Annotated in this window: 9 protein-coding genes; 2 read left to right on the plus strand and 7 right to left on the minus strand. The window is 60.5% G+C overall.

Features of this window, described 5'->3' with window-relative positions; all coding sequences use genetic code 11:
- Window positions 1-2: 2 nt before the first annotated feature.
- The 4 genes from pelA to kduD all read right to left on the minus strand — a co-directional run bounded on the left by pelA (window position 3) and on the right by kduD (window position 4,197).
- Window positions 3-2,030 carry a pectate lyase gene (gene pelA, locus LGH74_RS11820; RefSeq protein WP_226175914.1) on the minus strand — a complete coding sequence of 676 codons (2,028 nt, stop codon included), beginning with the start codon at window positions 2,028-2,030 and terminating at the stop codon, window positions 3-5.
- A 76-nt stretch (window positions 2,031-2,106) separates the two neighbouring features.
- Window positions 2,107-2,457: a cupin domain-containing protein gene (locus LGH74_RS11825; protein ID WP_226175918.1), complete on the minus strand. Its 351-nt coding sequence runs from the start codon at window positions 2,455-2,457 to the stop codon at window positions 2,107-2,109.
- A 29-nt stretch (window positions 2,458-2,486) separates the two neighbouring features.
- Window positions 2,487-3,317 (minus strand): 5-dehydro-4-deoxy-D-glucuronate isomerase, encoded by an 831-nt coding sequence (gene kduI / locus LGH74_RS11830; protein WP_226175920.1) that lies wholly within the window; start codon window positions 3,315-3,317, stop codon window positions 2,487-2,489.
- A 100-nt stretch (window positions 3,318-3,417) separates the two neighbouring features.
- The gene (gene kduD, locus LGH74_RS11835) at window positions 3,418-4,197 is read right to left on the minus strand and encodes a 2-dehydro-3-deoxy-D-gluconate 5-dehydrogenase KduD (protein ID WP_226175923.1); all 780 of its coding nucleotides are present in this window, start codon (window positions 4,195-4,197) and stop codon (window positions 3,418-3,420) included.
- Window positions 4,198-4,475: 278 nt separating this feature from the next.
- Here kduD and LGH74_RS11840 point away from each other — a divergent pair, with 278 nt between their 5' ends.
- Window positions 4,476-5,498 (plus strand): LacI family DNA-binding transcriptional regulator, encoded by a 1,023-nt coding sequence (locus tag LGH74_RS11840; RefSeq protein ID WP_226175925.1) that lies wholly within the window; start codon window positions 4,476-4,478, stop codon window positions 5,496-5,498.
- 209 nt (window positions 5,499-5,707) lie between these two features.
- Entirely contained in the window at window positions 5,708-7,420 is a 1,713-nt protein-coding gene (locus LGH74_RS11845; RefSeq protein WP_226175927.1) for a T9SS type A sorting domain-containing protein, read from the plus strand.
- 82 nt (window positions 7,421-7,502) lie between these two features.
- Here LGH74_RS11845 and LGH74_RS11850 read toward each other — a convergent pair whose 3' ends face one another.
- From LGH74_RS11850 to LGH74_RS11860, 3 genes are all read right to left on the minus strand, one after another.
- Entirely contained in the window at window positions 7,503-8,705 is a 1,203-nt protein-coding gene (locus LGH74_RS11850; RefSeq protein WP_226175929.1) for an MFS transporter, read from the minus strand.
- Window positions 8,706-8,864: 159 nt separating this feature from the next.
- On the minus strand, window positions 8,865-9,905 hold the full coding sequence (locus tag LGH74_RS11855; protein WP_226175931.1) for a T9SS type A sorting domain-containing protein: 1,041 nt from the start codon (window positions 9,903-9,905) through the stop codon (window positions 8,865-8,867).
- A 216-nt stretch (window positions 9,906-10,121) separates the two neighbouring features.
- Window positions 10,122-11,198, minus strand: a complete 1,077-nt coding sequence (locus tag LGH74_RS11860; protein WP_226175933.1) for a pectate lyase family protein — start codon at window positions 11,196-11,198, stop codon at window positions 10,122-10,124.
- Window positions 11,199-11,263: the final 65 nt, after the last annotated feature.

The following is an 11,263-nucleotide window of genomic DNA, read 5'->3' on the forward strand; positions in this document are numbered from 1 at the left end:
CCTTAAATTTTGCTTCCTTCTTTCTTCTCCCACTTCTGCTGCCACTTCGGATAGTCCTTGGTCAACAGTTTCTGCGGCCACACGCTGGCGTACACGTAGCCGGTGCGGCGCTCATTCTCAATCTCGCTCAGCGTGCTCTTTTTCACCCCTTCCCGGCCCACGTAGATGGGCTTGTTGGTTTCCAGATCGTAGAACCGGGCCCACAGCACGCTGCCCGCCTCGGGCACGATTACTCGGTCTTTGCCCTTGGGCTGGGTGGCATCGGCAATATCCTTCACCGCGAAGCCGTCCATTTTTACCAGCTCAAACCAGGCAATAGCTGCCTGAATCGACTTTCTCACTTCCGGCGAAGGGTTGTCGAGCGTCAGCAGAAACTGAACGATACCCACGCTTTCGGCGCCACTGAGCGAGGCCAGCTCGAAGGCCCGGGCCTTCACCGGCAGCAGCGTTTTCCGGTCGTGCTGGGCGCACCACACCGTGAGCTTCCCATTCTGCACGTACTGGGTTTTGAGGATGCAGCTGATGCCGCGCTCTACGGCCTGCTGCGCCAGGGGCACTAAGCTCGGGTCGAGGGCGGCGTAGTCGCCTTTGCGGTCGGCCACGGCTTTGAGTAGCGTCAGCACCCGCACCATGGCGTTGTCGTTATAGGTAATCTGGGCGCGGTAGCCGCTGCTGTCGGGGTAAAACTGGGGGAAGCCGCCGTTTTTGTGCTGCATTTTGAGCAGGTAGCGGATGCCCTTTTCGGCCCCGGCGCGGTAGGCCGCGTTGCCGGTGGTTTTGTAGGCTGTAGCCAGATATTCGATTTCCCGGGTCGTGGCGTTGTTGTCAATGGTGGCATCCTTGGCGTTAGCAGCGGCCAGGGTGCTGGCTTTCAGGGCGGCACTCAGCGGGGCTTTGTAGTCCACTTTCTTCTCCTTCACGGCCTTGGGCCAGCCCCCAATGGCGCGCTGATAGACCAGCATTTTCTCGGCGGTGGTATCAATGGCTTCGGCCAGCTTGCCGCCCATTTTCAGGGTCTGGGCAGCCGAAACCGACGAAGTGCCGGCCGTTTTCCACTGCCCGCCGAAGGTCCAGGCGGCGTCAATCTGCCGGGCTTTGGGCGCGTTTTCGGCGGCGTTCAGGTTGTCGCGGTGCCAGGCGTAGTCGCCGCCCTGGCGGTGGCAGCCGGCGTAGTACACGCGGCGGCCCCACTGCGGCGTGCCCTTGCCCGACTGCGCGGCGTAGATATCCGCATCGGCCATGTTTTTGGGAAACTTGCAGTCAACCAAGTAAAACTGCGACTCGGTATGGTAGCGGCCCAGCTTGAAGTTGTCGTCGCCCTCGAAGGTGCAGTTTTTGAGCACCGTTTTGGCGTCTTTGCTGCCCGAGCCATCGTGCCAGATGGCAGCATTCATATTGTGGCAGATGAAGCGGCAATTCTCAGCGTAGGCCCAGCCGCGGGGGCAGTAAAAATCCACGCTGCCTTCCATCGTGCAGTCCTTGAAGTAGTACAGGCCAGCTTCGGCGTCCCAGGGGCTCACCGTGTCGTTGCCGAGGGTCCGGAAGGTGCAGTTTTTCACCGTTAGGCGCGTCGTGCCCTTGCCGGTGTAGAGCGCCATCTGGTGGTCGGTCTTTTTGATCAGCTTTTTGCCGCTGGGGTCCGAGGGGCAGTCGATGGTGACGGGGCCGGTGGCTTCGGCGCCGTAGGTGTTCATCACCGTAAGCTTTTCGAGCGTGATGTCGGGGCTGTTGCGCAGGCTGAGCGTGGCAATGGTCCAGTCGCCCGCAGTAGCCGGGTCGCAGCGGAACATAGCGTTGGCCTGCGAAATGGTGATGATAACGCCGGCTTCACTTTCGCCCTGGAGCGTGATATGGTCTTTACCGTCGATAAAGACCTTTTCCTTGTAGGTTCCTTTTTTGATGCGCACCACCCGTTGCTGAGTGCTGCTGTTGGGCAGGCTGTTGACGGCGGCCTGAATGGTCGGGAAGTCGCCCGAGCCATCCAGCGCCACCGTCAAATGCTGTGCATAGGCCGAGGAAACCTCTCCCAAAATTGCCCCTGCCAGCACAAGCATTGCCTTCAAATACCCTTTCATCAATTTATTCTTCAGTTGGGTTGCCCCGGTTCTACACAAAATCTTCCCGCATCGGCGAGAAGGCATCAATCAGCACGCCCGCCTCGAGGCACACCACGCCGTGCCACACGTCGGAAGGCACGTAAAACGCGTCGCCGGCCCGCAGCACCTGCTTTTCCTCGCCCAAGGTCACTTCAAACACCCCGCTCTGGATGTAGCTCTGCTGCACGTGCACGTGGTGGTGCATGGCCCCTACCCCGCCGGTTTCAAAGGTCACTTTCACCAGCATCATCTGCGCATCGTACGAGATGATGCGGCGGCGCATGCCGGGCCCCACGTCGGTCCAGGCGACGTCCTGTTCGGCAATGAAGCTGGCCGGAAGTTGCTGGGTGGCAGTGCTCATCAGTAGGAATGTTGCGGTGAAAAAACGAGTTAGCGGAGCTGGTCCAGCGGCACGGCGTCCATGTCGGTATACTCGCGGTTTTCGCCGGCCATACCCCAGATGAAGGCGTAGTTGCTGGAGCCGCAGCCGGTGTGAATGGACCACGGCGGCGAGAGGATGGCCTGCTCGTTGCTCACCCACAGCGGGCGGGTTTCGTTGGGCTCCCCCATCATGTGCAGCACGCGCTGCCCCTGGGGCATATTGAAGTACAGATAGGCCTCCATGCGCCGGTCGTGCACGTGCGAGGGCATCGTGTTCCAGACCGAGCCGGTTTTGAGTTGCGTCAGGCCCATTACCAGCTGGCAGCTCTGAATGCCTTCGGCGTAGATGTACTTGTAAATAGTGCGCTGATTGGCCGTTTCCACCGCGCCCATTTCCACCGGCGTGGCTTCAGCCTGGGTTTTAAGCGTGGTCGGGTGCTGGGCGTGGGCCGGAGCCGAGAGCAGGTAGTAGCGCGCCGGCTCATCGGCCGAATGGCTCAGAAACTGCACGTCCTGGCTGCCTTTGCCCACGTAGAGACAGTCCTGGTTGCCCAGCTCGTAGGTGGTGCCATCCACCGTCACCTGACCGGCACCGCCCACGTTAAGAATGCCCAGCTCGCGGCGCTCCAGAAAGTAGTCGGCCTTCAGGTTCGGGGGGCAAGGCAAGGCCAGTGGCTTGTCGGTCGGCACGGCGCCGCCCACAATCATCCGGTCGTAATGGGTGTATACCAGGGTAATATCATCAGCCACAAACAGGCTCTCGATCAAAAAATGCTCGCGCAGTTCGGTCGTGTTCATGCCCGCAGTTTCGCGGGGGCTGACGGCATAGCGTTGGGTCATCGGTGGGTCAGTGATTTAGTGAATTAGTGAGTGAATCAGGCTTGGTTGACTTGGTTGATTTAGAAGAAAAAACTCGCTAAATCACTAAGTCGCTAATTCACTATCGTCCCATCCAGCCGCCGTCGACGGTGAGGATGGTGCCGTGGACATAATCTGCAGCTTCGGAAGCCAGAAAAACGGTGGGACCTTTGAAGTCGGCGGGGGTGCCCCAGCGGCCGGCCGGAATGCGGGCCAGAATGCTCTGCGAGCGGTCCGGGTCGTTGCGCAGGGCTTCGGTGTTGTCGGTGGCAATGTAGCCGGGGGCAATAGCGTTGACGTTCACGCCGCGGCCGGCCCACTCGTTGGCCAGAGCTTTTACCAAGGAGCCAATGGCGCCCTTGCTGGCCGCATAGCCCGGCACGTTGATACCACCCTGGAACGTGAGCAGTGAAGCCGTGAAGATGATTTTACCCGACCCCTGCGCCAGCATGCGCCCCCCAATGGCGCGGGCCAGGCGGAAGGGCGCGTCCAGATTAATATGGAGTACCTCGTCCCAGAGCTCATCTGAATGCTCGGCAGCCGGGGCGCGCTTGATGGTGCCGGCGTTGTTGATCAGAATATCGATGCGGGGAAAATCCTGCTGCACCTTTTCGATAAAGGCGTCTACCGACTCGCGGCTGCTGAAGTCGGCCTGGTAGGCGTGAAACTGCCGGCCCAGGGCCTGCACCTGCTGCTCAGTGTCGGAGCCGCTCAGGGCCAGGGTGGCGGAAACGCCGATGATGTTGGCCCCGGCTTCGGCCAGGCCCAGCGCCATAGCCTGCCCAATGCCCCGGTTGCAGCCCGTGACGAGGGCAAGTTTACCGGCAAGGCTGAAGCTGGAAGAGGAGCTGGGGGTGGACATCGGGCGGGTTGGGTTTGGTAACTTTTTAGGGAATGGCAATCAGTTTCGGGCACTATCTGCCCGGAAACCGGTTTGATAAGATTACACGACTGCGCAGGCAAAAGGAAGAATAGCACAATGTTTATTTGCGCAAACGTTATCGGGAACGTTGCCGATAGCGCAATTTCGGCGGGACCGAAACCGGGATTAGGAGAAATTCGGAATAGAACTCTACTTTAGCCCCCGGAATGCTCCCTCCCACTGCGTTTCAACCAATTGCACTTTAACAAGCCCACCCCTTGGATAACGTTACCATAAAGGATATTGCCAAGGCGCTGAACCTGTCCACCTCCACGGTGTCGCGGGCGTTGCGCGGGAGCTATGAGATTAATGCTGAGACCAAACGGCTGGTGATGGAGTACGCCGAGCGGCTCAACTACCGGCCCAACCCGATTGCGCTTAGCCTGAAGGAAAACCGCAGCCGCGCCATCGGCGTCATCGTTCCCCAGATTGCCAACTACTTCTTCTCGCAGGCCATCAACGGCATCGAGGCCATTGCCTACAACCGCGGCTACCACGTCATTATTTTCCAGACCCACGAGTCGTACGAGCGGGAAGTGGTGAATATGCAGCAGGCCGTGTCGCGCCGCGTGGATGGGCTGCTGATTTCACTTTCCAGCGAAACCTCCGACGTAACCCACCTGCGCGAGCTGCAGGATCAGGGCATGCCCATCGTGCTTTTCGACCGGGTTTCGTCGGAGCTGAACGCCACGCAGGTAGTAGCCGATAATTTTAAGGGCGCTTTCGAAGCCACTGAGCACCTGATCTGGTCGGGCCGGCGGCGCATTGCCCACCTCACCATTCCGCCCTACATGTCCATCACCCAGGAGCGGCTGGCGGGCTACCGGGCGGCGCTGGAAAAGCACGGCATTGCCTACGACGAAAACCTGGTGCGCTACGGTACTTTCGGCCCCGACGAGGTGGGCCCGATGGTGGACGATCTGCTGGCCCAAAACCCGCGCCCCGACGCCTTTTTTACGGCCAGTGACCGGCTCGCGGCAGGCTGCCTGGGCGCACTGCAGAAGCGGAAGCTGCGCATTCCGGAAGACGTGGCCCTCATTGGCTTTACCAACATGAACGTGGCCGAGCTGCTCTCGCCGCCGATGAGCACGGTGGTGCAGCCGGCCCAGGAAATCGGGCAGGTGGCCGTCGAGCGTCTCATCGAGTTGATTGAGCGCAAGCAGAAAGCCGCCCCACCGAGCGTCATCAAAATCCCGACCACGCTGATTGCCCGCGACTCGACGCGTACGGTGGTGGAATAGGCACCAATTCGGACTGCACTTGTGGTAGCCGCAAAACGGCGTCCCGGCCTGGCTGGGACGCCGTTTTTGGTTGAAGCGGCTGCCCTAAACAACAGGCTCCGAGAACGTTCCCGGCAACGTTTGCACAAATAAAGGCCGGAATAAAGCGGCAAAGGATCAGGAATTTACGGTAGACTACCTCTCCTACTTTCCACCCTGACCTGTTTTGTATGCGCGTATTCTGTACTCCCCGTTCCTTTTATCCAACTGCTTCCGCTCTTTTCGCCGGCCTGCTCGTAGCCGCCGCGGGCCACGCCCAGCAAGTGCCCGCCTTTCCGGGTGCCGAGGGCTTCGGCCGCAACGCCACCGGCGGCCGGGGCGGCCAGGTGGTGGAAGTCACCAACCTGAACGACTCGGGACCAGGCAGCTTCCGGCAGGCGTTCAACGAGTTTCCGGGCCAGCCCATTACCATCGTGTTTCGGGTGGGCGGCATCATCGAGCTGGCCACGCCCCTGCGCCCGTCGCGCTCCAACGTGACCATTGCGGGCCAAACCGCGCCCGGGGACGGAATTTGCCTGAAAAAGCACACGTTTAAGATTTTCGGCAACAACATCATCGTGCGCTATATCCGCTCCCGGCCCGGCGACGTGTCGGGCTCCAACTCCCCGGCGGTGTACGGCATCAACATGGAGAACTGCAAGAACTTCATCGTGGACCACTGCTCGATGAGCTGGGCCATCGAGGAAGTGGGCACGTTTTACGACAACAAATATTCGACCGTGCAGTGGTCAATTTTTAGTGAGAGCCTCAACTCGTCGTTCAACGGTAAGGGCGACCATGGCTACGGCGGCGTGTGGGGCGGGCAGTATGCGTCCTACCACCACAACCTGATTGCCCATCACCACAGCCGCGCCATTCGCTTCAACGGTGCCCGCGCCCACGACACCACCGCCGTGGTGGATTACCGCAACAACGTTATCTACAACTGGGGCAACAGCAACGCGGCTTATGGCAACGAAATCGAAATCAACGGCGGGTCGGGCCAGTTAAATCTGGTTAACAACTACTACAAAGCCGGCCCGGCCACGCCGGCCAACCGGGCAGCCAACATTTTTGAAATAACGGAAGCCTACAACGCGGCCCTGCCTAATAAACCGGTGGCCACCGTGTATGCCAGCGGCAACCACGTGACGGCCAATGCCGCCGTGTCGGCTGACAACTGGGCCGGGGGCCTGCGGGTGAAATACTACCCGGCGGCCACGCTGAGCCAGTTCCGGCAGGCCGCGCCTACCACTGGCCTGGCGCCCATTACCACCCAAACCGCTACCGAAGCCTACGCCTCGGTGCTGCTCGGGGCCGGCGCCACGCTGCCCCGCCGCGACGCGGTAGACAGCCGCGTCGTGAACGAAACCGCCACCGGTACTGCCAGTGCCGGCAGCCCTGATGGCAGCGCCACTTACGGTGCCGGCCAGGGCATCATCGACTCGCAGAGCGCCGTGGGTGGCTGGCCAACCTACAACCCGGGCCCCGCCCCCACCGACACCGACCACGACGGAATGCCCGACACCTGGGAAACGGCCCGGGGCCTGAACCCTGCCGATGCCACGGACCGCAACACGTTGGACAGCAGCGGCTACACTATGCTCGAAACCTATATCAACGGCATAGCCGCCACCGTAACGGCCACGCAGGCGCCGGCCAGCCTGCAGTTGGGCGTGTATCCCAACCCGACCCGGGAAGAAGTGCTGCTGCAGCACCCCACGGCCAGTAAGGCCGCCCGCATCGAGGTGTACAGCTTTGCCGGAAAGCGCGTAGCTACCTTTGCCAGCGCAGCCGGTCAGCAGCAAACCCTGCTGCCCTTGCGCCGGCTGGCGGCGGGCAACTACCTGATCCGCTATTCTGACGGCAGCCAGCAGCTCACGGCTAAAATTGTCAAACAGTAAAAATTTCAATTCCTTACTCAGCTTCAACAGAAACGCCCGGCTTGTGCCGGGCGTTTTTAGTTGGATGGCTGACCACTGCGCACTACTCTTCCGCCGGCAGCCGCGACACCAGCAGCACGACCACCACCCCCAGCACGGCCATCAACGCCAACGACCAGCGCAGGTTGGCGGCCGACGCAATGAAGCCCACCACCGGCGGCACGATCAGGAAGCCGATGTAGCCCACTGTGGACACGCCCGCAATGGCCGCGCCCGAGCTGAGCGTGGTAGAGCGCCCCACCAGGCTGAACACCATCGGCACCACGCACGACACGCCCAGCCCCACCAGTGCGAAGCCCAGAGCCGCCGGCAGCGGCTGCGGCCACAACACGGCCAGCAGCAGGCCCACGCTCATCAGCAGGCCGCTCACGCGCAGCAGCGGCTTTATTCCGTACCGATTCGCCAGCCAGTCGCCGATGAAGCGGCCGGTGGTCATGGCTACCATGTAGGTGGCGAAGCCGGCCGCCACCCAGCGCGGCGGCGCGTGCACGGCCTTGTCGAAATACACGCCACTCCAGTCGTACATCGTGCCTTCGCAGGCCATGCAGGCAAAGCAGATCAGTCCGAATTTCAGCAGGTGCTTATCGGGCAAAGCAAAGCGCGGCCGGGCGGGCTTGTCCCCGGCCGCCGCGGGCGTAGGCGGCAGCTCCAGGCTGCGCGGATAGAAAGCAAAAGCCAGCCCGGTAAGCACTAGCCCCACGGCAACGAAGTGGTAGCCGGGCGCGATATTGAGCCCAATGAGCAGCGCACCCACGGCAGCAGCGGCAAACCCGGCCACGCTCCAGACGCCGTGAAACGCGGCAATAATGGAGCGGCTATACAGGGCCTGCACCCCCACCGACTGCGCGTTCATCGAGATATTGAGCAGATTGCGCGACGAGCCGAAGCAGAACAGCACCACCACCAGCTGCCAGGTATGGGCAGTGAAGCCCAGCAGAGCCAGGGCCACGTTATATAGCACAGCGCCCGTGAGCATAATCTGCCGGCTGCTGAAGCGCTGCAGCAGGTAGCCCGTAACGGGCAGCGTGAGCATGAGCCCCATGGGCAAAGCCAGCAGCACGCCGCCCAGCTCAGCTTCGTTCAGGCCCAGTTGCTGCTGCAGGGTGGGAATGCGCGAGGCCCAAGTGGCATAGCCGAAGCCCGAAACCAGGAAAAACACCGCAATAGCCAGCCGGGCCGCCGCCGGCTGGGGGACCGAAGTAGCTACGGCGGCTTGCGGTTCGGCAAGTTGTTGGGATACGCTCATCTTCTCGTTGCTGCAAACCCAGGCTCAACACCCCGGCCGGCCAATGGTTCAACTACCGGTCTTGCTATAGTTCTTCACACCAACTCATCCACAAACAAAACGACGCCCGGCATAAGCCGGGCGTCGCTGTAGCAGACGAAAACACAAGGGCCGGAGCCGTTACTGCTTTACGATTTTGGAGGTGATGCGCTGCTCACCGTCCGAGTACTCTACCAGATACATACCAGCCGTCAGAGCCGAGAGGCGCACGTCGGTGCTGGTCGTGTTGGGCTGGGCCGTAAAGGAAGCTACTTTCTGACCGTTGAAGGAGTATACTGCTACCGTAGCGCCTTTTTTGGCGGCCGGGTGGTTTACCAATAAGTTATTCTGAGCCGGGTTTGGAGCCACATTCAGGGCTTGCTTAGCCACGGCAGCTTTGTTGGCCAGCGCCACCTGCAGGCTCTTGAAGGTTACGTTCTTTAGCAACGCGTAGCGGCCCACACCGCTGCTACCGGCACCAAAGTACAGGCGAACAGTCAGCGTCTGGCCGGCCGCCAGGGTTACACCGCTGCCGGAATTGAGCGCAAAGCGGAAGGTACTGGGTACACCAGGAGCAACATACTGGGGCAGCAAAGCACCCGCCGAAGAAACACCACCGGTGGCAGAGCCAAACGAACCGTTGGACGTGGCTGGCAGCAAACCGCCCGGCGTCGTCACCGTGGAATTGGAAATAGCGGGGCCTTTGCCAGACGTGATGCTAGCGGAGTCGGCCGTGAAGTTGCTGAGCGAGTACATCACGACAATCTTACCGGCCGCCGTGCTCACCATCGAGGCATCCAGAATTACGGAGTCGAGACGGGTAGGTGCCGAAGCAGTAGCCGTGAACTGCTCATAGAAGGTACGACGGGGGTTGGCACCAGGGCCGGGAGGAGTAGCTCCCGAGCTCCAGCCGCCACCATTGGCCAGCACGGCAAAAGCCTGCCCCGTTTCGGTCGAGTAGGGCGCGTAAGCAGCAGCTCCGGTGGGTATCTGCCCATCGGAAATAGTCAGGCGCTTAAAGGTAGCAGCGCCACCCGTCAGGCCGGCCGAGCGCACGGCGGGGTTGTCCTGGTTGTTGACCCGCAAAGGCCACTGTACGAAACCGGGGGTTTGAGCGGCGGCCTGCCCGGCCGTGAGCAAAGCGGCGGCAAATGTGAAACCGGTGAGTAGATTTTTCTTCATGAGAAAGAGAAACTGTGTGGGAATTTTAATTTTAGCGATACTTCCTGCAAGCCGCATTCCACAGGTAAGGAATGCGTCTTCAAGTTTCATTTTTACCGGTACAATGAGAAGCAGATACCGGGTTTAATTTGTGCAAACGTTACCGGGAACGTTGCCAATAAACATTCAACGGGCCCAATCCTTGTTAAAACACAAGCTAATCAGCTTATTGGAACGCTACAGTTTGCCCACGCCTGCACCCTGCACCACTATTTCCTTCACCTGGGCCGCGTCGTTCAGCACCGAGGCATATTGGTAGGGCGGCGTTAACGAGCAGGTGCTGGTAGTGGGCTGGGAGCCGGTGCAGTCTACGTACATATTATCACTCACATCCCATTTACCCAGCACGTCGCTGTTTTTGGATACAACCGGGTTTTTCACATCCTCGAAGTAGTTCTTCTCCACCCGCAGGCATGCCCCTACCCGGCTGTTGATGCCGGTGCCATACACGTGCTTATAGTAGTTGTTAAAGGCATGGCCCGTCCCAAAGCGGTATACCGGCACCCGCTCGTGGATATTGAGGTAGTAGTTGTGGTGAAATGTAACTTTCCGGTCCCCCGCATCCTTGTCGGAGTTGCCGATCAGGTGGGCTTTATGGTGGTCGTGGAAGTAATTCCAGGAAATGGTAATGAAGGCGCTGGCTCCTTTCGCGTCAATCAGGCCATCATACAGATCCTGGTTGAGCTGGGTGGCCGGATCTTGGTTGAAGAACTCGCAGTGGTCAAACCACAGGTTCTGGCTCGTGCCCTGAATCGTGATACAGTCGCCGTCGTTTACCGCCACTTGAGGCCGCTTCTCGTCGTTGATCTTGGTGTTGGTAACGGTCGACATCGTGAACTTCAGGTTCTGCACGATGATGTTGCGCTGGTCGCTGATGGTGAGCCCGACGCCCTCCAGAAAGCCATTTTTGCCCACGCCCAGCAGGGTTTTGTTGGAACTCACCCGCACCGAAGCACCCTGCGTACCGCCCGAAATCGTACCGCTGATGGTAATGATGAGCGGCTCGGCGCTTTTGGCGTACTCCGTTAGCTCGGCCAGGGTAGTAGCGGCCACGGTGCGCCCGCCCGCCCCGCCGGTAGTGCCGCCGTTTTCCGTCGCAAAACCCACTGGCCCGAAGGCCGGCGTGATACTATTGGCCGCTACCGGAGTGCCACCAGCAGTTGCCGGCACCGCGCCGCCCACGGCCGGCGTGGCCGCCTGGGCCGCCCCCGTTACTCCAGCCGATTCTACCGGTTTTTTAGCGCAGGCCAGCATGCTGATCAATAAGCCGGCGGCTACGATTGGTTTGGTAACAATACTCAGGCGCTGGAAACAGGCAA

Source organism: Hymenobacter lucidus, from assembly GCF_020447265.1.
Lineage (GTDB): Bacteria > Bacteroidota > Bacteroidia > Cytophagales > Hymenobacteraceae > Hymenobacter > Hymenobacter lucidus.

Coding starts and splice junctions, on each gene's coding strand:
- kduI (WP_226175920.1), bottom strand. CDS start 3,317: ATGACCCAACGCTATGCCGTCAGCCCCCGCGAAACTGCGGGCATGAAC.
- LGH74_RS11825 (WP_226175918.1), bottom strand. CDS start 2,457: ATGAGCACTGCCACCCAGCAACTTCCGGCCAGCTTCATTGCCGAACAG.
- LGH74_RS11845 (WP_226175927.1), top strand. CDS start 5,708: ATGCGCGTATTCTGTACTCCCCGTTCCTTTTATCCAACTGCTTCCGCT.
- LGH74_RS11855 (WP_226175931.1), bottom strand. CDS start 9,905: ATGAAGAAAAATCTACTCACCGGTTTCACATTTGCCGCCGCTTTGCTC.
- LGH74_RS11860 (WP_226175933.1), bottom strand. CDS start 11,198: ATGCTGGCCTGCGCTAAAAAACCGGTAGAATCGGCTGGAGTAACGGGG.
- LGH74_RS11850 (WP_226175929.1), bottom strand. CDS start 8,705: ATGAGCGTATCCCAACAACTTGCCGAACCGCAAGCCGCCGTAGCTACT.
- kduD (WP_226175923.1), bottom strand. CDS start 4,197: ATGTCCACCCCCAGCTCCTCTTCCAGCTTCAGCCTTGCCGGTAAACTT.